Source organism: Buchnera aphidicola (Pemphigus immunis) (assembly GCF_964059115.1).
Taxonomy (GTDB): domain Bacteria; phylum Pseudomonadota; class Gammaproteobacteria; order Enterobacterales; family Enterobacteriaceae; genus Buchnera_C; species Buchnera_C aphidicola_C.
The window spans coordinates 325,844-350,831 of the sequence record NZ_OZ060408.1 but is presented as its reverse complement, the minus strand read 5'-3'; the positions used below and the strand labels follow the sequence as shown (position 1 = coordinate 350,831).

The window sequence follows — 24,988 nt, the reverse complement described above, 5'->3', positions numbered from 1 at the left end:
CATACAAATAGATTTTATAAAAAAATAGAAAAAATAATTTTTTAATAAATTTTTAATATGTTAATAAAAATTTATTAAATATAATCAATATTGTAGTTATTTTTTTTTAAAATTTGTTCTAGTAACATTTTTGCTAAACCAAAACCTTTTTTACTTATTTGTTGAGATATGGTTTGATCATATATATCTGCATACAGACTTTCAGTTTCATTATTTAATAAATCATTTTTTATTTCGCTATTTCTGATACTTTTTAAAATAATATTTAAAAATAATCCTTCAACTTGTTGAGCAGCATTCAACGTATTTTTTTCAATATTTTCTTTTGATTTTATAATAGGTATATTTATGTTTTCTGTATTTCGTATAGGGTTAATGAAAAAATTAAATTTATTTTCCATTTGACTTGTTCCATTTTTATATAATTTCTAATTTAGCATGAAGACATCCTGCGTTTTTCATAGCTTGTAATATTGACATTAATTCCACAGGTGTAGTTCCTAAAAGATTTAACGCGTGAACGATGTTATGAAGATTAACACTATTAATATCAGATTTTATATTGGTAGTAATAGATTTTATTTTGTTGTTTTTTTTGGATGTAGATCTTATTTGTGTGTTTAAGACAAATATATGAGATTTATTTTTTTTATTTTTTTTATTAATAATTACCGATACATTTCCATTAGCTATAGCACATATATCTAATTTTACTTCTTTGTTCATAATAATAGATCCGGTACGAGCATTGAAAATTACTTTTGCATCTTGTTCTGGTAGGTCAATATTGATATTTTGAATATCGGAGATCATACGTATTTTCATACTATTATCATCTGATGTATTAAGTTGTATAGTTCTAGCGTCTAATACTATAGATGAATTCGGATAGTGTATATTAATTGCATCGCTGATATATTGAGCGGTAGTAAAATCTTCCTGATTTAATTGTAAATTAAATTTTTTATTTTGACCAAATTGTGTTTTTATTTCTTTTTCAATAATTGCCCCATTGCTAATTCTTCCACCATTTAATTGATTAATGTAATTTTGACGATGATATATAAAATCTTGTTTAGTATGACTACCTATTAAAATATTTCCTTGGGCAATAGCATAAATTTTATTATCTATTCCTTTTAATGGAGTCATCAATAATGTACCGCCTTTTAAACTTTTGGCATCACCTATAGACGACACGACAACATCTATTTTTTGTCCTTGATGGCTAAAATTAGGTAACTCTGCTGTAACTACTACTGCTGCTATATTTTTAATTTGGACCCGTGTGTTTGATTGAATGTCAATTCCAAATTGAGATAACATGTTATTTAAAGTTTGTAGTGTTAAAGGGACATGTATAATTTGATCTCCTGTTCCATCTAATCCTACTACTAAACCATAACCAATTAATAGGTTTTCGTGTGTTCCTTGAATACTTGTAAGATCTCTAATTCTATCGGCATATATTGTGGAGCTTATTCCTAAAAAAAGTAAAAGAATAAATCTTAAAAGTAGTGAATATAACATAAATATACTCTTATATATATAATATGATTATAAAAGGTAATGATTATAAAGAAAAAATTTTAAAATCAATAATTTTTAGAGACTTACTAAAAAATTATGTTTAACATTTTTTTAAGTAAGCTCTAAAAATATTGAGTATATGTTAATCTGATATGATTGTTTTAATCAAGATATTAATTAGTATTTACATTGGTGAAATTTTAAATAAAAAACGTTGTAACCAACCTATTTTATTTGATGTTCCTGAATAATTATTACTAAAATATTCTATATGTGCATTAGCAACTTGAGCAGATACAATTGTGTTATTTTTTGAAATTATACGAGGATTGACAATTCCAGAAAAACGAATACATTCTTTCCCTTGATTAATTGATATTTTCTTTTCTCCAAAAATATTAAAGTTACCGTTAGGTAGTATTTCATTAATAGTGACTGTAATAATTCCTAAAAAAGAATTTTGAGCAGATGAACTTCCTTTTCCAGAAAAATTATTTTTTGCTAATGTATCTAATCCTGATTTATTGCCACGATTAGACGTAAAACTATCTGCAAGACTTGGTATACCTATGGCAATACTACTGCTTCCGTTGCGACTGATGTTAGAAGACATTTTATTACTGGTAATTAAGTTTTCCTGTAATATAACAGTAATTGTATCTCCTATATTTCTAGGTTTATAATCTTCAAATAAAGGATGATAAGTATTATTTGTAGGTGCAATTTCTTTCAGTAATGAATTGTTTTCTGTAATTGATTTTTGACTAGATAATTGATCATTCTTCATATTCTTTTCTTCTTTATTAGCAAAATATGATGAACTACAACCATTTAATGTTAATAATAATAAAATTACTAGAAAAAATTTAAATTTTAATAATAAATTTAACACTAAAAGTACCTTATAATGATTTTAAATTAGTTTATAAAATAATTTTTTATTAAAAATTTATACATATTATAGTTGAGATAATTTCTGCAACATTTGATCAGAAGCATTGATTGCTTTACTGTTAATTTCATAAGCTCTTTGTGTTTGAATCATGTTTACTAGTTCTTCTGCTACGTTAACATTAGATGTTTCTACATAACCTTGATATAATAACCCCGTACCATTAAAACCTGGCACAGTATCAATAGGAGCACCTGAAGACGGAGTTTCTTGATATAAATTTTCTCCAATACTTTCTAGTCCAGAACTATTTATAAAATTAACTAGATTTAATTGTCCTATTTGTGCAGGTTGAGCTTGATTTTGTACTTTAGCAGCCACAATACCATCTCGACTAACAGTTAAATCAATAGTATTTGTCGGTAAATTTATACTAGGTAAGATAGGAAATCCACTATTAGTTACTAATTGACCACTTTGATTAATTTGAAAGGAACCATCTCTGGTATAAGCTAAATTACCATCTGGTAGTTGAACTTGAAAAAAACCTTGACCATTAATTGCAATATCTTTTGATGAATCAGTTTTAGAAAGGTTACCTTGACTATGAATACGTTCTGTAGATACCGGTCTTACTCCTGTTCCTAATTGTAAACCTGAAGGTAAAATTGTATCTCCTGATGAATCAGAACCAGGTTGTCGTAAGTTTTGATAAATCAGATCTTCAAATATAGCTCTTGATTTTTTAAATCCGTTAGTGCTAACATTAGCTAAATTATTAGAAATAACGTTCATGTTAGTTTGTTGAGAATCTAATCCAGTTTTTGCTATCCATAAAGAAGGAATCATAATTTATTACATCCTTATTTTAGTTAATTATTAATATTTAGTAATTGATTTGCACGTTGTATATTTTCATCAGAAGTGGAGATTATTTTCATTTCTATAGAAAAATGTCTTTCATTTGAAATCATATTAATTAAATTTTCATTTAGATTAACATTGCTATCTTCTAACATTCCTTTATTTAATTTGATATTTTTATCGTCAGGTATGTGATTTTCCCATTTTTTTAATCCTTTTTTATTTAGATAAAATATACCACCATTCCCTCTTTCTAAATATTTAGGATTAGGATTGACTAATTTTAATTTTCCAATAATATTTTGTTTCATTTTTTCTTTTTCAAAATCGATATAATTAATTATACCCGATGAGGATATGGAAACTTTTTTATTTTTTTTTAATGAAATAATTCCTAATTTACCTACAACTAGATGATTATTAATCATTAATTGTCCATCGGTATTAATTTTAAAATGTCCGTTTCTAGTATATCCTTCTTTATTTTTAGCATTGTGATCTTGTATTACAAACCATCCGTTTCCTTTAATGCATAAATCTAAATCTCTTTTTGTATAATTTATAGGTCCTGAAGAAAAATTAGAATAAGGATAATTATTTTCTGATAAAATTTGTTTATTAATCAATGATTGTGAATTGTTTACTAATGATGACGTTTGGAAAATTAATTGTTCTTTGAAACCAAGAGTAGATGCATTAGCTAAATTGTTAGCTATTATTGCTTGTTTATCTAAAATTTTATTAGCAGTTAACATACTGGTATATATTGTTTTATCCATATCGTTATCCTGTTATTTATTTATAATAAATTCATTAAGATATTAAACATTTTCTCTTCTACTTTAATTACTTGAACGTTTGATTGATAATTTCTTTGAGCTATAATCATATTTATAAATTCTTTATTTAAATCTACATTAGATTTTTCTAATCCACCGCATGTTATTTGTCCAAATCCAAGACTACTGGGTGTACCTGTTGTTTCTATACCAGACATTTCATTTTTAGAAAAAATTCCGTTACCTTCCGATTTTAAATTTTCAGCATTAGTAAAATTAGATAATACAATGTTACTTAATGGAATTTTTTTTTGATTAGAGTAAATACCGTAAATCATTCCGTTATTTTCGATTTTATAATTTTGAATAATTCCTTTTGTATATCCATTATGAGAAAAGTAATTTTTTTTGTCTGTTACTTTTTTTTGTAATGTTGTTTCTAAATTTAGTAAAATTTTTTCTTCTTTTCCATTGTTATTTAGTTTTATGTCCATTTTTAGTATTTTATCGGAAATAATATTTCCATTGTTATCAAATTCTATCTTAAATGGTGTTATTTTTTTATTTTTATTTTGTTCTAATGGATAAATATCCCATATTTTATTCGCAGTTTTTACAAAATAAAAGTTTATAAATCTTTTTTTTCCGAAAGAATCTATAATTCTTGTTTTTAATTTATGGTTATAGGTAGTGGATATTTGTGTATTGAATTCTTTTTTTATCTTTATTTTATCATGAGGATTTAACGTAACAAAAAGTTTTAAGATAGTAGTGGGTTGACCAGTTATTTTAGTATGATTAGATAAATCAATAGGACGTAAATTAGAATAATTATTACCAAATTTTAGGTAATAATTATCTATAGAATATCCTGTAAGACTCATACCAGCTGAATTAACAATATGGTGTTTTTTATCTATATAAAAATGACCATTCCTAGTATAATAAACAGAACCGTTTTCTGCTAATAAACGAAAAAAACCATTTTTGTTTATATTTAAATCTAAATTTCTGTTAGTAAAAAAAATTTCTCCAGTGTCGACATTAGATTTTTTTTTTAAAATATCAACACCCATGCCTTCTGTTTTGTTTGTTTGATTTCTTCTACTAGTTAAATCAGCAAACACAATACTTTTAGATTTAAATCCAATAGTAGAAGCATTAGAAATATTGTCACTGATGATATCCATTGCAGTATTAGCAGCATTTAATCCGCTAATAGCTTGTAATAGTCCCATTTTATTTCCTTAATTACGGTGTTTTATAATTGATTAAAAAATTTTACGAATGTTTTCTAATTCTATTATTCCTGATTCTCCTAAATCAATCATTTGTTTTTTATTTTTAAGATTAATGATACCGTGTACTACTCCGTATCCCAATGGTTCGCAGGATATATTTTCATTTTTATTTCTAGCATATATAGCAAGATGATATGTTTCGTTATTTATTTTTTTGCTATTATTGCTAATGTCATTCCAAGTAAAATCATATACACCAGATTTTAAATTTCTTAAATTTTTAAAGAATAACATTCTTCCGTCTCTGTCACTGATTACTATTTCAGCAGATGAGATATCTTTAGGTAAATATACACCAAAAATGGTATCTTGTTTATTGCTATATTTAATTGTAGAATTAGGGAATAAAATACCATGTCCGATTAATTTAGAAGCTTTAAATGATATTTGATTATTAATATCTTTAGTAATACTAGATAGTTTATAATTAATTTTTTCAATACCGTTATTTATGTTTATTTGTGCTAATTGAGATGTTAAATCATTATTTTTTAAAGGATTAGTTGGATCTTGATTTTTTATTTGTGCTAAGAATATATTTAAAAAATCATTTTTTAAGTTAATACGATTGTTTTTTCTTGATAAATTTTTATCGGTATCTATATTAACAGTAGGTATTTGAGGTTTTGTGTAAAATTTTATTGAAGAGTTCATTTTATTTTTCCTATTTTATTGACCAATATTAAGTGTTTTCATAATCATAAATTTTACTGTATTTACAATTTCTACATTAGCTTGATAACTACGTGCAGTAGATATACTATTTACCATTTCTGTAATAACATTTACATTAGATGTACGTATATAGCCTTTTTCGTCAGCCATAGGATTATTAGGACTGTATATTAATTTACAAGGACTAGGATCTTCTATAATTTTATCGATTTCAATTTCTCCTATATTGTCTTCAAAATTATTTTTTTGTTTTAGAATTACTTGTTTCGCAATATATGGATAAAATTTACCGTTTTTATTAATAATACTATCTATGTTAGCTAGATTGTTAGCATGAACATTCATTTTTATTGCTTGTGCAGTCATTGCAGAACCTGCAATATTAAAGATATTTAATAATGACATTTTCATTGTCCGAGTATGGTATTGGTAATATTTTTTATTTCAAACGTTAAAAAATTTATTTGAGATTGATACTGTAAAGCATTTTTTATAAATTTTATACGTTCTTGATTAATATCTAAATTATTTTTTTTAAAGTTTAATTTTTCATAATGTTTAGAGAAGATATTAAATGCAACTTTATTTTTTCTGTTTGAAGAAAAATGTTTTGTAGATGTTTTTAACAAAGATATTTGTTGTTGTTTTCTTATTTTATTATCTAGAATAGTATTAATTTCTTTTTTTAAATCTATATTTAAAGGATGATAATTAGGAGTATCAGAATTTGCTATATTAGACGATATTATTTTTTGTTGATAAGCTGCTAAATTTAAAAAATTTTTACTGTTTTCAAATAAATTATTGATTTTATCAAACATATTATATTCCCGATTTTTTTATCGCAATATTATACTAATTAAAAATTAAAATTGAAAATTGTTATGTAAAATTAAATAATATAGAAAAATAAAATATCTATTTTTATAAAAAAACAAAAATTTTTGTTAAACACCAATATATATCTATTTTCCTTATATTTTAAAAAATAGATATTTTATCAATATTTTTATATATGAATATTATCCTTACAAATAAAATTGTATTTTAATTTTTAAAAATAATTTTTATAAATTTAAATAATACGTTATTATTCCAACTTTTTTATTTTTATATATTTTTTATTAAAAATCAATAAATATAAAAAAATAGATATGTTCTAAAATAATAAATTTGCTTATTTAAAAAAATTATTAATACAATACATCTTATTTTTTTATGATTTAGATATCAAGTATTATATATAATACTACATATTATTTTTAAATGTTATAATTGTTATAAAAAATTGCTTATTTATTTACATGATAAAAATATTTATCATGTGTCATGATAATATTTATAAAAATTTTTATATATAAAGAATATGTTAAATATATAAATTTAAAATTATAGTATTTTAAAAAGTAATTTTTTATTTAATTTTTTAATTCAATATATTAAAAAATAAGAGTATTTATCTTGGTATTTTTATAATATGCTTTATGAAATAAAATATATTAAATTTCAGATAGAAAATAATTCTATGTAAAACATTTTAGTATTATATGAAACATTTTTATTAATTAAAAATTACTGACTTATTGTTAATTAAATTACTTTCGTTTCTCAGTAATTTTTTTGTTTACATAAAATAAAATTTAAATTAGTGCATATTTGTCAATATCATATAATTTTTATATTTGATATAATTTTAAAATTAGTCAAGTGTCAATTATTTTATATTTTTTCTAATTTCATCATTTTAAAAAATTTATTGATATAATATTTATTTTTTAAAATTATTTAATATATTGTGTTAAATTGAATAAATTTTATTTATTAAGTAAATAAAGTTAATTAACATAATTTTATTAAAATATATTTTTATTTTTTAATAGTATTAAACATTATTTAATTTAATTTTTTAATAATTCATTTGTTATTTTACAATATTACTTTGGAGGAGGAGGAGAGATTCGAACTCTCGGATAATTTCTCATCGGCGGTTTTCAAGACCGCTGCCTTAAACCACTCGGCCACTCCTCCAAAACAATTAATTTAAATATTTCTTATTCAAAAGTATATCATACTATTAAAAATAGTAATAACATTTTACTAAAGTAAAATAAAAAATCAATAAAATATTTTTATAAATACTATTTAAATAGTATTGTAAATACTATATCATTTAGATATAATAAATTTGAAATTTTATATATATTTTCAAAACATTACTAATATTTAGGCGTATTGGCAGATTGGTGATGCAGCGGATTGCAAATCCGTAAAACTCGGTTCAATTCCGGGATACGCCTAAAAATAATAAAAAATAGAAATATATATGCCCGGATGGTGAAATTGGTAAACACAAGGGATTTAAAATCCCTCGGCGTAACAGCTTTGCGGGTTCAAGTCCCGCTCCGGGTATAAATATGTTTGATATAAAAATTAAACAATAGCTTGGTAAACTTTAAAATATTTATTTTTTTTTAATATAGTATATTCATTAAAGGTATCATTTAATATCCTATCAAATGATAAAAATGTATTTGTAACAAATCTTAATTCTCCTTTTTTTGTTAAATAATTTACGGAATTTTTAATCATATTTATTATTGTCTTAAAAGATATTTTTAAATCTCTGTGTATTGGAGGATTACTAATTATTATATCAAATCTCTTGTTTATATCATTGTATAAATTACTGGATAATATATTACCGTTAATGTTATGATGGTATAAGTTTATTTTACATGATAATAAAGCAATAAGATTAATATCTGTTAAAGTCAAATGAATTTTTTTTGATATATTGTCTAATAATATAGATAGAATTCCTGAACCTGTTCCTAAATCTAATATATTTCCTCTCATCTTATCAGTAAAAGTAGAAATAAGTAATTTACTACCTGCATCTATTTTTTTATGTCCAAATACACTTGGTAAAGTTTTTATTTTATAATTTTGTAATGTATGATTATTAAAGTAATTTTTTAATTGAAAGTATGAATTTTCATTTAAACTTCCATAAAGAAGTATAGCATGTTTAGCTGTATCAATTTTTTTTAACATAATCCAATTTTTTAACATTAATATTGAACTTTTAACTCCACTACAATTTTCTCCTACTATAAAAACATTAGTTTTTTTTTTAAAATTGAAAATAAATATTCTAACTGAAATTTTGCTTCTGATTTATTTTTAGGCCAAAAATATATTAAGGTATCAAATTGTAAAATAATTTTTTTATTAAGAAAAATTGAGTAAAATATTTTTTTTCTTTTTAGAAAACTTAATTTTTTATAAGTATCATACATATTTGTAAAAACTATGGTTGAGATCGTTTCGATATAAAAAGGAATTTGATCTTGTATATTTCCTGAGAAAATTATTTTTTTATTAGTAAAAAGAAAATGATTTTTTGAAATTAATTTACTTGATTGAGTAAGATTAAAAATAATAAGCTCCTTATAATTCATATATATAAATAAATTAAAAAAATTTATAGTTCATATTGAACTGTTATTTTTTATTTTTTAAATAAAAATTTATTTTTTAAAAATTTAATATTCTCATTATTAGGTTGAATGTGCATAAAAATATAATTTTTATATAGAAATATAATGAAAATAATAAAATTATAAAATATTTTAATAATAAATAAATTTTATAAATAAAAGGAATAAATATGTAACTTGCTTAGATCATATTTTTAAAAAAAAATAATTTAAATTTAAAAACATTTTATAAAAATCTGTATAGATTATATGTATTGCTATTAATATAAAAATTAATGGGTAATATATTAAAATTTTAAATTTATGTTTTTAGATAAAAAAAATAATTTTTTATTTTTACATTATTAGATTTGTATGTTTTTATTTTAAAATTATTAAATAATGACGTTATTTATTGAAGTTAATTTATTGTATTAAGAATTAAAAATGATTTTTTATTAATATTTATATTGGTAATATTTAATATTTTTTTATTCAATGATATTCATTTAATTAAAACAAATGAAATTGATGAATATAAAATTTAATTTTTACATAAAAATTTATTTTTTAATTTATGAATATTTTATTTTTTAAAGAAATAATATTTATGTAGAATATAAATATGAATAATTTTACATTATTAATAGTTTTATCAGAAAAATCTTTATGTTTTTACATCTAAAAAAATTAAAATAAAGTTATATTTTTTATAAAAAATAGTTTAAAGATAGTTATAAAATTAAATAAAAAAGTATTATATTATGTAATTTATAACATTTCTTAAAAAATATTATATATTGTGATAATATAATTAAAAGAATAAAAAATAAAATATTTTTTGTTTATAAAATAAACATAAAAAAATTAACATTATTTTAAAATAATCATCTAAAAATTGATGTTTGATATATTAATCTAAAAATATATCTAATTCGGAATTACAGATATTGTATTTTCATGATATTAATTTCAATTTTCAGATATACTTCACGATATTATTTTAATATATGGGTACTATGTTTTCGAATATTAAACTATTATTCTTTTTTAATAACAAATTGGTAAAAGTGATAATATCTTTAGCATGAGGTAAAACAATCTCTGTAGAAATTAAATTTATTTTTTTTGTATTTTTAAAATTAATTTTTTTCCATCCGTTACCGACAGTTGTCCATGATCCAGATAATTTATTAATTTTAGTATTTACATGTTCCGTTTTTAAACATATTTCTGTATTTTCTCCTTCCCATATTCCATTATTGTTTCTAACATATTCAGCCCAATAAATCCCCTTTTTTTTTGCATCGAAAGCAATAAGCACTTTTTTTGTAGCGTATTTTCTCCAAGCTTGTTCTGCCATACTAGCAAAAGTCGACACACCTATCAAAGGTATTTTTTTTTGCAAAGCCATTGCTTGTGCAATACAAATAGCAAGCCGAATTCCTGTGAAGTTACCAGGTCCTTTAGAACAAGCTATCGCATTAAGTTCATTAATTTTTATGCAACAAGTATTTAAAATTTTTTCAATCATAGGTAAAATTATTTCTGTATGTTTTTTTTTACATAATTTAAATTTATTTGTGATAAAGTTATTTTTCAATAAGGATACGGAACATCCGTCCATGGACGTATCAATTGCTAATATTTTTTTAAACATATTTTTCTCGAAAATTTTTGAAAAGTTATAATTTTAACTGATCATATTTTTATATGATTGTATCAGTAAATATTCTATTTAATTACATTCATTGATTTCTTTATCTTTTGTTACACGAACGAGGTTAATACGATATTGTGAGGCTTCTACGATATAAAAATGTAAAGGAGCAATGTAAATAGTTTCTCCTGTCAAGGGTAATTGACCTTTTTGTGCAATTAACAAACCAGCTAAAGATGCATAAGAATTTTTATTTTGTATTAATTTTTCGGTATTTAACAATTGTTGTAAAGAATGTAAATCAGTGCTTCCTTTGACTAACCAACTATTTTCTTCTACTATTACTTCTGGTGTTTCATCTTCGTCTGGAAATTCTCCAGCAATGGCTTCTAACATGTCTACTGGAGTAATTAATCCTTGAATAACTCCAAATTCATTGGTAACTATTACTAAACTACCTTTAGCTCGTCTTAAAACTCCCAACAAATTAATAGGATCTAAAGTTTCGGGAATAATGATAGGAGGTGTTTTAGATGCAAATGTAGTTACGTCTATTTCTCGGTCTATAGCTACTAATAATTCTTTTGCTCTTACTATACCAATAATTTCATCTAATTCGTTTTTACATACTGGGAATAAACTATGAGGAGTATCGAGTAATTGTAATCTAATATTATTCATATCTTGATCTACATTAACCCATGATATTTCTCTTCTTGGAGTCATAATACTTCTAATAGAACGTGCAGCAAGTGTTAGTACACCGTTTATCATGTATCTTTCTTCGTCTTTAAAAGATTCTGTTTCAGATATTGATTTATAAGATATTTTTTTATCTTTTTGTTTATTTAATATTTTAATTGCATTATTTTTTTGTTCTCTAACAATTAAACGAAAAATAGCTTCAGCTGCTCTTTGTCTCATGGGACGACAAGATTGATGACGTAAAAAATTACGACGTGCAATTTGATTAAATAATTCAATTAAAATTGAAAATCCTATTGCTGCGTATAAATATCCTTTAGGTATTTTAAATCCTAATGCTTCTGAAACTAAACTTAATCCTATCATGAGAAGGAAACTCAAACATAATACCACAACAGTTTGGTGTAGATTAACGAATCTGGTGAGAGATTTTGACATTAGCAACATTAAACCTGTAGCTATCATTACTGCTGTCATCATAATTATCAAGTTATTAACCATACCAACCGCAGTTATTACAGCGTCTAATGAAAAAATAGCATCTAATAATACTATTTGAATAACTACAATCCAAAAATTAGCACAATTTTTATTATGTATATTTTCTTCGGGATGATTTTCTAATCTTTCATGTAATTCTATAGTTGCTTTAAACAGTAAAAAAAAACCTCCAAATAATAAAATTAGATCTCGTCCTGAAAGTATTAAGTATTGATTAGAAATTAATATAGATCTTAATGATACCATCCAAGATATTAGTGATAACAATATCAAACGTATAAATAAAGTAAAACTGATTCCTAATAAACGCGCTTTATCTCGTTGATATACGGGTAATTTTTCTACTAAAATAGCTATAAATATCAAATTATCAATGCCCAGTACTACTTCTAATACAATAAGTGTAAATAATCCAACCCAGGTAGCTGGATCTAAAAGAAATTCCATTAAAAACTCCATGGAAAAATAAAACAGTATACTATTTAGTATAATTAATAAGAAAAAATTAAGTAAAGGAATATAAGATGTAAAAATATTTTTTGTCAATAAAAGAATATTTTTTATTAATGATAACTTTAGAAAAATATAAAGATATTTTTATTTTCATGTATAATATATATTTTATTTATATATATAAAAATAATTGAATTTTTTATGAAAATTATATAAAATTAATAATTTATCTGAAATAAAACGTTTATTGTGTACATTTTAAAATATTGTTAAAAAATAAAATTTTATTTATAAAATAATGTATTGTATTTCATATTTTTAACATAATAATTTTCTTTAAAACAATTACAGTAAAAAATACATTCTAATTTGATTAGAAATAATGTTCTAATCTTGTTTAAGTAAAATTTCTGTATTTTATTTTAAATATACTATTTTAAATTTTATTTTTCTTAATTTTAAATAACATTTAAAATAAAAAATTTTTAAAAATTTAGTATAAAATATTTTAATTTGAAATACAATAGAATAAAATTAAGGAAGTATAATGAAATTAATAAACAACTTAATTTCATTATACGTAGTGTTATTACTATAAGTAATAAATGTATTTTTTAAAAACTATTAATTTTAACATTATATATAATATATTATTATATTTGATACCAATATATTTTCTATAATATTTTTATAAATACAAATTATTATATAATGCTTCAATTCTTTTATTTAATGGAGGATGAGACATAAATAAATTTATTATTGATTTATTTTTTCCGTTGATACAAAAAGCAAGGATACTACTTGATTCGTTAGGTTCATAACTCATTTTTAATCTTTCTAGAGCAGCAATCATCTTATTGCGACCAACTAATTTAGCTGATCCTGCATCAGCATGAAATTCTCGGTAACGTGAAAACCACATAGTAATAATACTGGCAAACATTCCAAATATTAATTCTAATACTATATAAGTTATAAAATATATCAAAGAATGACCATTTTTGAAATCATTTTCTTCTTTGCTTCCAGATATAATGGAAGTAACTGATTGAGCAATAATACGTGATATAAAAATCACAAACGTATTTACTACTCCTTGTACTAAAGTCATGGTAACCATATCACCATTAGCAATATGGCTAATTTCATGTGCAATTACTGCTTCAGCTTCTTCCTGAGTCATATTTTTTAATAATCCAGTAGAAACGGCAATTAAAGAAGAATTACGACGAGGTCCTGTAGCAAAAGCATTCATATCTAAAGCATCATAAATAGCTATTTCTGGTGGTACAAGCCCCATTTTTTTAGCTTGTTGATGCACTGTTTTAGTTAACCATATTTCACTTTCATTTGATGGATAATGAATGATTTTTCCATTAACAGATCGTAAAGCTATCCATTTTGATAAAAGTAATGAAAATATAGAACCTCCAAATCCGAATAATCCAGATACAATTATTAAACCATATATACTATGAGATTGAATTCCTGTAAGACTAAGGATTATTCCAAATATGAACATAACGGATAAATTAGTTAACATAAAAAGAATAATACGCATCATAATATTTTTCCTTTAATTCGTAAAATAAGTATTATTAAAAATTATTTATATATTTATAAAAAATTATTTTTTATTAATAAATTTAATTTAATAAAAAATAATTTAATTTCTATTAATTGAAATAAATTTTATTTAAATTTTATATTTAAAAAATATTTTAACATCTACTAAAAGTTTTTTATTATAACATTTTTATTTTTTTATATTTTAGTATATTTAAAAAAATATTAAAATATAAATTTTATATTACAAATTTATTTATAAAAATAAATATTTTTTAAAATATTGAAATATAAATTATTATTTAGTTTTTTAAAAAGTTTTTAATTAAAAAAATATAATTATTTATTTTAATACTGAATATTAAATTCATTTAATATTAATAAATAAAATCTATTTTTATATAAAATTTAAAATAATAAAATGTATACTTTTTATTATTCGATAAAATTAATTTTTAATAAATGAAATTAATAATATTATAAAATAAATGTATAATAATTTCATTATTAATCATTATGCCAAATTCTAGCGTCCTGTTGGATAATTTTTTCAGATTCATCTGGACCCCACGTACCAGATTTATAAAGTGCTGGAAATTCATTTTTTTTGTTCCAAGCATCAATAATTAAATCTATCCATTTCCATGATTCTTCTATTTCTTTTTTACTTACAAACAATGTTTGTATTCCTTTCATACTTTCTAATAATAATCTTTCATAAGAGTCTGATAAATTATTTTTATAAATTGTATCGGAATATTTGAAATTTAAATCAATATTATCCAGAATATATTCAGAATTTAAACTGGGTATTTTATTTAAAACTTGAAGAGTAAATCCTTCATTTGGTTGTAATTTGATTACAAGTTTGTTAGATGGTAATATTTTATTATGATTATCAAATAAATTTTTAATAGGTTTTTTAAAAAAAATAACTATTTTAGAACATTTTACTGGTAACCTTTTACCTGTACGCAAATAAAATGGTATGCCAGCCCATTTCTTATTATCTATGTTTACTTTAATAGCTACAAAAGTTTCAGTTTTACTTTTTTTATTAGCACCATTTTCATCAATATAAGAGGGTACTTCTATACCATTTAGCGTACCAGCTGAATATTGACCAAGAACAACATTTTTATCAAAATTAGCATCATTAATATGACGTAAAGACTGTAATATTTTTATTTTTTCTTTTCTAATATTATTGGCATTTAAGTTTTCAGGCGGAGACATGGTAACAATAGTTAAAATTTGTAATAAATGATTTTGAAGCATATCTCTAATTTGTCCTGATTGATCAAAATATCCCCATCTACCTTCTATTCCAACTTGTTCAGCAACAGTGATTTGAACATGATCTATAATTTTATTGTTCCAATTATTAAAAAATAAAATATTTGAAAAACGTAATGAAAGTAAATTTAATATGGTCTCTTTTCCTAAATAATGATCTATTCTAAATATTTGATGTTCTTTAAAATATTTACTGACCTGATTATTAATTTTTTGTGATGTTTTTAGAGATGTACCTAACGGTTTTTCCATTACTATGCGAGTTGGAGAAAGATTTAATTGATTTTTACTCAAACCTTGACATATAGAACTAAATAAATTTGGAGGAACAGCGAAATAATTAATAATTGTGTTATTTTTTTGACTTAATATGATTTGTAATTTTATAAAATCATTGGTATTTTTTACATCAAGATTACAAAAATCTAACCGAAGAAATAATTTTTTTAAAAAATAATCATTTAATTTCTCTTTCATAAATATTTCTAACGATTCTTTTACAAAAGAATGAAAAAAATTTTTATTCCAATCAGCACGTCCAACTCCGATAATCCTTGTATTTTTATGTAATTTATTAAATTTTTCTAACTGATAAAGAGCAGGTAATAATTTTCTACGAGTTAAATCACCTTTAGCTCCAAAAATAACTAAATCACACGCTTGATTTATTTTTGAAATCATTTTATCTCCTACTTATTATTTATTTTTTTATTTAACAATTTTTTAAAATAATTAGAATTAATATTCTTTAAAAATTTTTTATGAAACTTAAAAATTGTTAAATTTAATTTATTTTTAATCGCATTAGCATTTTTATAAAAAAAATATACAGAATATAAATAAATATATGTAATACTTATTTTTATGTTTATATAAATGTCGTTTATTTTTCGTTTACGCACATTATATATATATCAAATTATATTTTTAACATGTATATACTGAATTAATTATACATTTTATTTTTAATAAAAAATGATATTATTTACTATATTTTCAATAATATCATTATTGTTACTATATTTTATTAATGAGGTAATATTTTGGTATTAATTATATATGAAGCGTTTTTATTATTTGACATAACTATATTATACTTGTATTTTTTATCAATTAAAGAAAAAATAAGTTGTGAAAGATATTATTTAGAATAATATTTTTACTTCTTTTAATCGAGAAATTTTTATGTTAGAACGTCTTAGAAGAACAAAAATAGTTGTTACATTAGGACCATCTACAGATAAAGAAGATTGTCTTGAAAAAATTATTCAATCGGGAGCAAATGTACTAAGATTAAATTTTTCTCATGGTACTAAAGAAGAACATACATACAGAGCAATAACTGCGAAAAAAATAATTAAAAGGTTAAATTGTAATTTAGCTTTACTTGGTGATCTACAAGGTCCTAAAATTCGTATTGCTAGATTCAAAAAAAATAAAATTAATTTAAATATTGGCGATTTATTTTTACTAGATTCAACATTAAGTGACAATGAAGGTAATCAAAATCAAGTAGGAATTGATTATAAACAATTACCTAAAGATGTCAGACCTAATGATATTTTATTATTAGATGATGGAAGAATTCAATTAAAGGTAATTAAATCTACTCATGAAAAAATATTTACAACAGTATTAATAGGAGGATGTTTATCAAATAATAAAGGTATTAATAAATTAGGAGGAGGATTATCTTCAGAATCTTTAACAAAAAAAGACAGGAATGATATTATTTTAGCATCTAACATTGAAGTAGATTACTTGGCGGTATCTTTTCCACGGTGCGCCCAAGATGTGAAATTAGCTAGAAAATTAGCACAAGAAGCGGGTAGTTATGCAAAAATTATTGCTAAAATAGAAAGAGCTGAAGTAGTAGCTAATGATAAAGTGATAGATGAAATTATATGTTCTTCTGATGCTATTATGGTAGCAAGAGGAGATTTAGGTGTGGAAATTGGTGATCCTGAACTAGTAGGAATTCAAAAAACTTTGATCAGAAGAGCTCGTCAATTAAATAGGGTGGTAATAACTGCAACTCAAATGATGGAATCTATGGTTAAAAATCCTATACCTACTAGAGCAGAAGTTATGGATGTTGCTAATGCTGTATTAGATGGAAGTGATGCAGTTATGTTATCAGCTGAAACAGCAACAGGAAAATATCCTGTAGAAACAGTTTTAGTAGTATCTAAAATATGTCAAGGAGCAGAAAAAGTTCCTAGTATTAATATTTCAAGACATCGATTAAACTTAAAATTTAGTGATATATCAGAAGCTGTTTCTATGTCTGCTATGTATGCAGCTAATCATTTAGAAGGAGTACGTGCTATCATTGCCATGACAGAATCAGGACGTACTGCATTAATCCCTTCTCGAATTACGTCAGGTCTTCCTATTTTTGCTTTATCTCGTCACAAAAAAACATTAAATTTAATTACTTTATATAGGGGTGTTGTACCAATATATTTCGATAGTGAAAAATCAGGAATATTTCTTGCAAAAGAAGCTATTCATTTGTTATATAAAAAAGGATTGCTATCATTAGGAGATTTAGTAATTGTTACGCAAGGTGATACTATAAAACAAAGTGGTAAAACTAATACTACTAGAATTTTAAGAGTTTTAAAATAACATTAAAATGCATTAAGCAAAATATATTTATATAAAAATATAAATATATTTTGCTAAGTTAGCATTACATATTATTTGGTATTTTTTAATGAATTATGAAACGAAATTTTTTATAAAAAAGTATTATTTTAATTGTTAGCAATACATTGCTATTTATTTTAAAGTTTACATATATGAATATCTTATTATATATTTTTTATATCAAATTAATATTATTTTTCATGATTAAAAAATTTAAGTAGTAATATATTTTAAAAATTTTTACTACTAATGTAGTAGTATATTACTAATTAATTTTATATACATTATGTGTTTTATATGTACTCATTAATTAAATTAAAAAACGTTTTTATCAAATTTAATCATCGATGTATTTTGTCAAATATTTCATTAAATTTAATACCTAATCAAATTTTAACTTTAATAGGACCAAATGGTGCAGGAAAATCTACATTAGTAAGGGTAATTCTAGGTTTATTGAAACCTAATTCTGGGAAAATTATTAAAAAAATTAATATTAAAATTGGTTATGTACCTCAAAAATTACATTTAAATGCGGGTTTGCCTATTACAGTAGATCGTTTTATGAGATTATCTCACGGTACAACAAAATTATCAGTAAAAAAAGCATTACATCGTTTGAATATAATTCATATAAAAAATTATCAATTAAAAAAATTATCCGGTGGTGAAATGCAAAGAATGTTATTAGCTCGTGCTCTATTAAAAGAACCAGAATTATTGATATTAGATGAGTGTACTCAAGGTATAGATATTTTGGGGCAAGTTGCTTTATATAAATTAATTAACAAAATTCGCAATGAATTAAAATGTTCTGTTCTAATAGTATCACATGATTTAAATTTAGTCATGGCAACAACAGATAAAGTGCTATGTTTAAACCAACATATATGTTGTTCAGGAACACCAGAGATAGTTTGTAAAAATTCAGAATTTATTTCTCTTTTTGGTGAAATAGGAATAAAAAATTTTGCATTATATCGTCATGAACATAATCATCGTCATGATTTTTAATACTTAATAAATGAGGTAAAATTTATTTTAAATATAACTTTGTTACTTTTTCAAGGATGGTTAGCAGGCATTTTATTTACTTTTGTTACTGGTCCTTTAGGTTCTTTTATCATATGGCGTCGTATGTCTGCTTTTGGAGATACGTTATCTCATGCTTCTTTATTAGGATTAGCAGGAGGAGTTTTATTAAATATTAATTATTTCTATATGATTTTATTTTTATTATTAGTTATTTCTATTCTTATCGTGTTTTTAGAACATGTTTCTTTTCTTTCTTTAGATGCAATATTAGGAATAATATCTCATAGTGCTTTATCTTTAGGTATGATTATATTAAGTATGATGTCAGAAATAAAAAGAATTAGTATTTCTAATTACTTCTTTGGTAACTTATTAAAAGTAAATATATCAGATTTAATAGTTATTTTATTGGTAATTTTTTTTGTTTTGTTTATTTTAATTTGTTATTGGAGAGAAATATTATATTTAACTATTAACAGAGAATTGGCAATAGTAGATGGAATTAATGTTTCTAAAATGCGTGTAATTTTTATATTCATAACTACTTTAGTGATAGCTATTTCTATAAGATTTATTGGTTCTTTAATTATTACTGCATTATTAATTATTCCTGCTGCTACTGCTCAAAAATTTTCTACTTCTCCAGAAAATATGGCTATATTTTCTACATTTATAGGTATGTTAGGTATTACATTTGGAATGATAATAGCTGCATTTTTTGATTTTCCAACCAGTCCATCTGTGGTGTTATTTTTATCATTGTTCTTTTTTTTAAGTCATTTTAAAAAAAATAATTGAATATAAGTATACTATATATTTATAAAAATAAATTTCATATATATATTTATTGTAAAAAAAATATATATTTTAAATATATAAACTAATTATTTTATATTATGGTAAATATTTTGTATATCTGTGTTTTTTTTCAGTTTTTTAATCAATTTATAAAAGATTATATTTTCTTCTGGATTTATTTTAATAAAAACATAAGGAGTGAATAAAAATTCAGTATAAATTGGTTTAATATCGAAAGAATTCAGTGTTGATTTAATAATTTCTAATGAATTGGTATTAGAAATCAATTGGACACATTTATTGTTATGATTAGAAATATATTCAGCTCCGTATTGTATGGATATATTTTTAATTTTTAAAAAATCATTTTTTTTTGAGTAAAACATTACTATCTTTTTTTTAAATAGATATTCTACGGATGTAACAGGTGTTAAAGTAAAATTAAATTTTGAAAAAATATAACGTATTTCAGCAACAGTTCTATTTTTATTATTACTTAAACAATCTAATATAACAGCAATTCCTTTTTTACCATATCCTCCATATTGAATTCTTTTAAGAGAAGAATTTTTATTAATACTATTTTTTTTATTGATAGTTCTATTAATTGTATTAAGAGACATATTATGATTCAAAGCTTTTTCTATAATAGCACGTAAATTAGGATTTGTATCGGGATTTTTTCCTCCAAATTTGGAAGCAATAATTAGTTCTTTAATAATTTTTGTAAAGATTTTACTTTTTTTAAAGTCTTGAGAAGCTTTGCGATGCTTTGTATTTGCCCATTTACTGTGTCCTGCCATCTTATTTTCTCTAAATATTTTTACATATTTTTATGATATACATTTTTTAAAATTTTTTATTACATCAAAATAGTTTTTATAGTATATTATGTACTAAAAAATTAGCAACACATATTACATCTATAATAACTAAAAATTAATTTTTATAACAATTTTATTAATTACGATATCCATAATAAATAACATTATTTTTTATGAATATAAATAGATAATTCTTCTAATATACTAGAATCCATGTTACTCGGTGCATCAGTCATAAGACAAGATGCTGCAGTAGTTTTCGGAAAAGCAATTACATCTCTAATATTACTACTGTTAGTCAATAACATTGCTAATCGATCTAATCCGAAAGCGATACCTGTATGAGGAGGTGTTCCATAACTCAATGCCTCTATAAGGAAACCAAATTTTTCTTTTTGAGTATCAATTGAAATTCCCAGAATGTCAAAAATAGTTTTTTGCATTTTTTTGTTATGATTTCTTACTGAACCACCTCCTATTTCATATCCATTGATAACCATGTCATAAGAATTAGCAATAGCTTTTTCTGGGTTTTTTTGTATTTGTTCAATTGTTATATTTTTAGGAGCTGTGAAAGGATGATGTATAGGAGAAAAGCCACTTATCTTATTTTTTTTAAACATAGGAAAATCAATTATCCATAATGGTTTCCAACTTGATTTTTTAATAATATTAATATCTTTTCCTATTTTTAATCGTAAAATACCTAAAGCTCGAGTAACTGTGTCATTTTTATCCGCAATTAATAATATTAAGTCTGTACTTTTTGCTGATGTTTTTAGGATTATTTTTTTTAGCGTTTTTTTATTTAAAAATTGATATATTGAATTTTTCGTATCTTTTTTTTCTAGTTTAATATCATCAACTTTTATATCAAATAATTTTTTTGCTCCATATTGTTTTACTAAATTTTTATATGAATTTATTTTTTTATGAGAAAGAATATTACCTCCTGGAATACATAAAACTGCAATTCGGTAATCTTCATTTTTAATACATTTTAAAAATATAGGGTGATTATTGTCTTGTAATATATCGTCAATATCTACTAATTCTATAGGATTCCTTAAATCTGGTTTATCAGTACCAAAACGACGTAAAGCTTCTTTATATGTTATTACAGGAAATATTTTTAAATCTATCTTTTTTATTTTCATCCATAAATTTCGTATCATATTTTCCATTAAATTTCGAAATTTTATAGTTTTTATAAAAGACATTTCTATGTCAATTTGTGTAAATTCAGGTTGTCTGTCTGAACGTAGATCTTCATCTCGAAAACATTTTGTAATTTGGTAATATCTATCAATACCTGAAATCATTAGTAATTGTTTAAATAATTGAGGTGATTGAGGTAATGCATAAAATTTTCCTAAATGTATTCGACTGGGTATTAAGTAATCTCTGGCGCCTTCAGGTGTTGATTTTGTAAGCATTGGTGTTTCAATTTCTAAAAATTTATTTTTTTTCATAAAAGATCTTATAGTATTACAAATTTTATTACGTATTTTTATTTTTTCTATCATGTCAGAACGACGAAGATCTAAATACCTGTATTTTAAACGTAATGCTTCAGAGTTATTTTTTTTATAATCTAAAGGTAAAATGTCAGAAGTATTAATTATATTCAAATTTATTGCTAATACTTCTATATTTCCAGTACATAAATTAGGATTAATATTTTTTTTTTCTCTTTTTCTAACAACTCCAGTTACTTGAATACAAAATTCATTTTTTAATTTTAAAACATCTTTTAAAAACATTTTTTCACCATCAAAAAAGATTTGAACAATACCTTCTTGATCACGCATATCAATAAAAACAATATTCCCAAAAATACGAATTTTATTAACCCAACCACATAAAATAACCGTTTCATCGACATCTGATAATCCTAATTGTCCGCAATATTTAGTTCTCATTAGTATCCTTTTTAATATAAATTTTTATTTTAATAATATGCAAGAAGTAATTTTTAGATATTTTAATATTGTAAACATATTTAATATAGTTTAATTTTTGAAATTGACATATAAACATTATTTATATGATAAAATAATGTTTTATCAAAAAATATAGTAGTATTATTTATGTTTTTTTGAAAAAATAACAATTATTATTATAAAAAATATTGATTATTATTTAAGATAAAAAGTAATATTTAAAGTATTAAGAATTGGTTAAAAATAATTTTTTAAAAGTAAAGTTATTCATTGTTATCGACTTCTAAATATAATTCTACCTTTACTTAGATCATAAGGAGTTAGTTCTACGGTTACTTTATCTCCAGTTAATATACGAATATAATTTTTTCTCATTTTCCCTGATATATGAGCGGTAATAATATGTTTATTCTCTAATTCTACTCGAAATGTAGTATTCGGTAATGTATCTATTACGATACCTTGCATCTCTATATTTTCTTCTTTTGTCATTGCATTCTCTATCTTTAATTATTAAGTTTACGTTATTTATAATAACATTAATTAATATAAAATATTTAAAATATTACTATAAAATTAGTTTTCAATCATTTTTTTTATAAATATAAATTAAAAAAAATATTTTATATTTTAAAAATTTTAAATTATTTAAGTAAATATATTTATATATAACATTTCTCATTATAAAATTAAAATATATATATAAAGTTAATTTTTATATTTAGAATATAATTTTAAGATACATATATTATTTAAAAATTAATTAAATAAGCGTATCTAAATAACGTTCAGCATCTAATGCAGCCATACATCCTGTGGCAGCAGATGTAATAGCTTGTCTATATACATGATCTATTACATCCCCTGCTGCAAAAACACCTGGAATACTAGTTGCAGTTGAATTTCCATGCAGATTAAAATTAACTTTTATATAACCGTTGTGCATTTCTAATTGATTTTTAAACAAGTAACTATTAGGAGTATGTCCTATTGCTATAAATAAACCAGATATATTTAATATTTTAGATTTATTTTTATTTTTTATGTTTTTAATTTGTACTCCAGTCACTCCATATTGATTTCCCAATATTTCATTTATTATGAAATTAGTATGTAAAATAATTTTTCCTTCATCTACTTTTTTAAAAAGACGAGATATTAATATTTTTTCTGCACGAAAGGTGTTTTTTCTATGAATCAAATGAACTTTAAGTGCTATGTTAGATAAATATAAAGCTTCTTCTATAGCTGTATTGCCTCCTCCTACAACAGAAACATCTTTGTTTTTATGAAAAAAACCATCACATACAGCGCATGCTGAAACTCCTTTTCCTTTAAAGATAGTTTCAGAAGGTAAACCTAAATAACGAGGTGATGCACCAGTAGCAATGATAACGGCATCAGATGTATACTGTTTTTTAGATTCTGTAACGAAAAGAAAAGGTTTAGTTTTAAGATGAACTCTGATTATTATTTCTTCTAAAATTTGTGTTTTTAATTTTTTTGCATGTAAATACATTTTGTGCATTAAGTGAGAACCAGTTAATTTTTTATAATCTCCAGGCCAATTTTCAATTGTATCGGTGTTCATTAATTGTCCTCCAGGATTTGGTCCTGTTATTAACATTGGATCTAAATTAGCTCTTGATGCATAAACAGCTGCAGTATATCCAGCAGGACCAGAACCGATAATAATTAATTTTTTACTGTCATTTATTTTTTTTTTCATTTTTGCAATTATTATTTGATAATATTATAATATATCGTTTATTTTTTATTAAAAATAATAGATATTACTTATTTTAATTTTATTTTACTTTCGAGATTGAATTATTTTTTTTTCGTAAAAAAATATTTTAATGTTATATAAAGATATTTTTTCAATAAAAAATAATTAATCATTTTTTGATATTTTTTATAATTCTAATTATAAATTAGATATTTATGAATTAATTTTTAAATAATGTTTAAAAAATAAATATATAGTTAGATAAACATATTTTAAAAATATTATTAATTTATGAACAATTTA

At 22.5% G+C, this 24,988-nt stretch carries 21 protein-coding genes, 3 tRNA genes and 1 pseudogene; 5 read left to right on the top strand and 20 right to left on the bottom strand.

What is annotated here, in order from left to right:
- Positions 1-74: 74 nt before the first annotated feature.
- From AB4W77_RS01500 to AB4W77_RS01455, 10 genes are all read right to left on the bottom strand, one after another.
- Complete coding sequence (locus tag AB4W77_RS01500; RefSeq protein ID WP_367681257.1) at positions 75-401, bottom strand: rod-binding protein; 327 nt, start codon at positions 399-401, stop codon at positions 75-77.
- Positions 402-417: 16 nt separating this feature from the next.
- A complete protein-coding gene (locus AB4W77_RS01495) occupies positions 418-1,530 on the bottom strand; it encodes a flagellar basal body P-ring protein FlgI (RefSeq protein WP_367681256.1) in 1,113 nt (370 codons plus the stop codon).
- A gap of 184 nt (positions 1,531-1,714) precedes the next feature.
- Positions 1,715-2,422: a flagellar basal body L-ring protein FlgH gene (locus tag AB4W77_RS01490; protein ID WP_367681255.1), complete on the bottom strand. Its 708-nt coding sequence runs from the start codon at positions 2,420-2,422 to the stop codon at positions 1,715-1,717.
- Positions 2,423-2,488: 66 nt separating this feature from the next.
- The gene (gene flgG / locus AB4W77_RS01485) at positions 2,489-3,271 is read right to left on the bottom strand and encodes a flagellar basal-body rod protein FlgG (RefSeq protein WP_367681254.1); all 783 of its coding nucleotides are present in this window, start codon (positions 3,269-3,271) and stop codon (positions 2,489-2,491) included.
- A gap of 23 nt (positions 3,272-3,294) precedes the next feature.
- Positions 3,295-4,065, bottom strand: a complete 771-nt coding sequence (locus AB4W77_RS01480) for a flagellar basal body rod protein FlgF (RefSeq protein ID WP_367681253.1) — start codon at positions 4,063-4,065, stop codon at positions 3,295-3,297.
- Between the two features lie 20 nt (positions 4,066-4,085).
- Positions 4,086-5,303 (bottom strand): flagellar hook protein FlgE, encoded by a 1,218-nt coding sequence (locus tag AB4W77_RS01475; protein WP_367681252.1) that lies wholly within the window; start codon positions 5,301-5,303, stop codon positions 4,086-4,088.
- Positions 5,304-5,336: 33 nt separating this feature from the next.
- Positions 5,337-6,020 (bottom strand): flagellar hook assembly protein FlgD, encoded by a 684-nt coding sequence (locus tag AB4W77_RS01470; protein WP_367681251.1) that lies wholly within the window; start codon positions 6,018-6,020, stop codon positions 5,337-5,339.
- A gap of 15 nt (positions 6,021-6,035) precedes the next feature.
- Positions 6,036-6,446, bottom strand: a complete 411-nt coding sequence (gene flgC / locus AB4W77_RS01465; protein WP_367681250.1) for a flagellar basal body rod protein FlgC — start codon at positions 6,444-6,446, stop codon at positions 6,036-6,038.
- Positions 6,447-6,448: 2 nt separating this feature from the next.
- Positions 6,449-6,862, bottom strand: a complete 414-nt coding sequence (gene flgB / locus AB4W77_RS01460; protein WP_367681249.1) for a flagellar basal body rod protein FlgB — start codon at positions 6,860-6,862, stop codon at positions 6,449-6,451.
- Positions 6,863-7,981: 1,119 nt separating this feature from the next.
- Positions 7,982-8,069 (bottom strand) — tRNA-Ser (locus AB4W77_RS01455).
- A gap of 198 nt (positions 8,070-8,267) precedes the next feature.
- Between AB4W77_RS01455 and AB4W77_RS01450 the strand changes: the two genes are divergently transcribed.
- Positions 8,268-8,338: transfer RNA gene (locus AB4W77_RS01450), tRNA-Cys, on the top strand.
- A gap of 28 nt (positions 8,339-8,366) precedes the next feature.
- Positions 8,367-8,450 (top strand) — tRNA-Leu (locus AB4W77_RS01445).
- Between the two features lie 21 nt (positions 8,451-8,471).
- On the opposite strand, the gene AB4W77_RS01440 is transcribed toward AB4W77_RS01445, so the two are convergent.
- The 6 genes and pseudogenes from AB4W77_RS01440 to zwf all read right to left on the bottom strand — a co-directional run bounded on the left by AB4W77_RS01440 (position 8,472) and on the right by zwf (position 16,385).
- Positions 8,472-8,978, bottom strand: a complete 507-nt coding sequence (locus tag AB4W77_RS01440; RefSeq protein WP_367681679.1) for a methyltransferase — start codon at positions 8,976-8,978, stop codon at positions 8,472-8,474.
- A gap of 81 nt (positions 8,979-9,059) precedes the next feature.
- Positions 9,060-9,502 (bottom strand): annotated as a pseudogene (locus AB4W77_RS01435) (16S rRNA methyltransferase); the annotation flags it as partial.
- A 1,021-nt stretch (positions 9,503-10,523) separates the two neighbouring features.
- Complete coding sequence (gene tsaB / locus AB4W77_RS01430) at positions 10,524-11,180, bottom strand: tRNA (adenosine(37)-N6)-threonylcarbamoyltransferase complex dimerization subunit type 1 TsaB (RefSeq protein WP_367681248.1); 657 nt, start codon at positions 11,178-11,180, stop codon at positions 10,524-10,526.
- A gap of 78 nt (positions 11,181-11,258) precedes the next feature.
- Entirely contained in the window at positions 11,259-12,833 is a 1,575-nt protein-coding gene (locus AB4W77_RS01425; protein ID WP_367681247.1) for a TerC family protein, read from the bottom strand.
- Positions 12,834-13,527: 694 nt separating this feature from the next.
- Positions 13,528-14,406 (bottom strand): protease HtpX, encoded by an 879-nt coding sequence (htpX, locus tag AB4W77_RS01420; RefSeq protein WP_367681246.1) that lies wholly within the window; start codon positions 14,404-14,406, stop codon positions 13,528-13,530.
- A 509-nt stretch (positions 14,407-14,915) separates the two neighbouring features.
- A complete protein-coding gene (zwf, locus tag AB4W77_RS01415; RefSeq protein WP_367681245.1) occupies positions 14,916-16,385 on the bottom strand; it encodes a glucose-6-phosphate dehydrogenase in 1,470 nt (489 codons plus the stop codon).
- A 504-nt stretch (positions 16,386-16,889) separates the two neighbouring features.
- On the opposite strand from zwf, the gene pyk reads away from it, so the two are divergent.
- The 3 genes from pyk (at position 16,890) to znuB (ending at position 20,189) form a co-directional block, all read left to right on the top strand.
- Positions 16,890-18,335, top strand: a complete 1,446-nt coding sequence (pyk, locus tag AB4W77_RS01410; RefSeq protein WP_367681244.1) for a pyruvate kinase — start codon at positions 16,890-16,892, stop codon at positions 18,333-18,335.
- A gap of 318 nt (positions 18,336-18,653) precedes the next feature.
- A complete protein-coding gene (gene znuC, locus AB4W77_RS01405; protein ID WP_367681243.1) occupies positions 18,654-19,370 on the top strand; it encodes a zinc ABC transporter ATP-binding protein ZnuC in 717 nt (238 codons plus the stop codon).
- A gap of 33 nt (positions 19,371-19,403) precedes the next feature.
- Positions 19,404-20,189, top strand: coding sequence for a zinc ABC transporter permease subunit ZnuB (znuB, locus tag AB4W77_RS01400; protein WP_367681678.1), 786 nt, complete (start codon positions 19,404-19,406; stop codon positions 20,187-20,189).
- An 86-nt stretch (positions 20,190-20,275) separates the two neighbouring features.
- Here the strand turns inward: znuB and AB4W77_RS01395 are convergent, their stop codons facing one another.
- From AB4W77_RS01395 to trxB, 4 genes are all read right to left on the bottom strand, one after another.
- The gene (locus AB4W77_RS01395; protein ID WP_367681242.1) at positions 20,276-20,992 is read right to left on the bottom strand and encodes a YebC/PmpR family DNA-binding transcriptional regulator; all 717 of its coding nucleotides are present in this window, start codon (positions 20,990-20,992) and stop codon (positions 20,276-20,278) included.
- 185 nt (positions 20,993-21,177) lie between these two features.
- Positions 21,178-22,935, bottom strand: coding sequence for an aspartate--tRNA ligase (gene aspS / locus AB4W77_RS01390; RefSeq protein WP_367681241.1), 1,758 nt, complete (start codon positions 22,933-22,935; stop codon positions 21,178-21,180).
- Between the two features lie 294 nt (positions 22,936-23,229).
- Entirely contained in the window at positions 23,230-23,448 is a 219-nt protein-coding gene (infA, locus tag AB4W77_RS01385) for a translation initiation factor IF-1 (protein WP_367681240.1), read from the bottom strand.
- Positions 23,449-23,719: 271 nt separating this feature from the next.
- Positions 23,720-24,685: a thioredoxin-disulfide reductase gene (gene trxB / locus AB4W77_RS01380; RefSeq protein ID WP_367681239.1), complete on the bottom strand. Its 966-nt coding sequence runs from the start codon at positions 24,683-24,685 to the stop codon at positions 23,720-23,722.
- Positions 24,686-24,988: the final 303 nt, after the last annotated feature.

Coding starts and splice junctions, on each gene's coding strand:
- AB4W77_RS01480 (WP_367681253.1), bottom strand. CDS start 4,065: ATGGATAAAACAATATATACCAGTATGTTAACTGCTAATAAAATTTTA.
- AB4W77_RS01425 (WP_367681247.1), bottom strand. CDS start 12,833: ATGGAATTTCTTTTAGATCCAGCTACCTGGGTTGGATTATTTACACTT.
- AB4W77_RS01495 (WP_367681256.1), bottom strand. CDS start 1,530: ATGTTATATTCACTACTTTTAAGATTTATTCTTTTACTTTTTTTAGGA.
- AB4W77_RS01470 (WP_367681251.1), bottom strand. CDS start 6,020: ATGAACTCTTCAATAAAATTTTACACAAAACCTCAAATACCTACTGTT.
- AB4W77_RS01395 (WP_367681242.1), bottom strand. CDS start 20,992: ATGGCAGGACACAGTAAATGGGCAAATACAAAGCATCGCAAAGCTTCT.
- tsaB (WP_367681248.1), bottom strand. CDS start 11,180: ATGTTTAAAAAAATATTAGCAATTGATACGTCCATGGACGGATGTTCC.
- pyk (WP_367681244.1), top strand. CDS start 16,890: ATGTTAGAACGTCTTAGAAGAACAAAAATAGTTGTTACATTAGGACCA.
- AB4W77_RS01475 (WP_367681252.1), bottom strand. CDS start 5,303: ATGGGACTATTACAAGCTATTAGCGGATTAAATGCTGCTAATACTGCA.
- infA (WP_367681240.1), bottom strand. CDS start 23,448: ATGACAAAAGAAGAAAATATAGAGATGCAAGGTATCGTAATAGATACA.
- trxB (WP_367681239.1), bottom strand. CDS start 24,685: ATGAAAAAAAAAATAAATGACAGTAAAAAATTAATTATTATCGGTTCT.
- htpX (WP_367681246.1), bottom strand. CDS start 14,406: ATGATGCGTATTATTCTTTTTATGTTAACTAATTTATCCGTTATGTTC.
- aspS (WP_367681241.1), bottom strand. CDS start 22,935: ATGAGAACTAAATATTGCGGACAATTAGGATTATCAGATGTCGATGAA.
- AB4W77_RS01500 (WP_367681257.1), bottom strand. CDS start 401: ATGGAAAATAAATTTAATTTTTTCATTAACCCTATACGAAATACAGAA.
- znuC (WP_367681243.1), top strand. CDS start 18,654: ATGTACTCATTAATTAAATTAAAAAACGTTTTTATCAAATTTAATCAT.
- flgG (WP_367681254.1), bottom strand. CDS start 3,271: ATGATTCCTTCTTTATGGATAGCAAAAACTGGATTAGATTCTCAACAA.
- zwf (WP_367681245.1), bottom strand. CDS start 16,385: ATGATTTCAAAAATAAATCAAGCGTGTGATTTAGTTATTTTTGGAGCT.
- flgB (WP_367681249.1), bottom strand. CDS start 6,862: ATGTTTGATAAAATCAATAATTTATTTGAAAACAGTAAAAATTTTTTA.
- flgC (WP_367681250.1), bottom strand. CDS start 6,446: ATGTCATTATTAAATATCTTTAATATTGCAGGTTCTGCAATGACTGCA.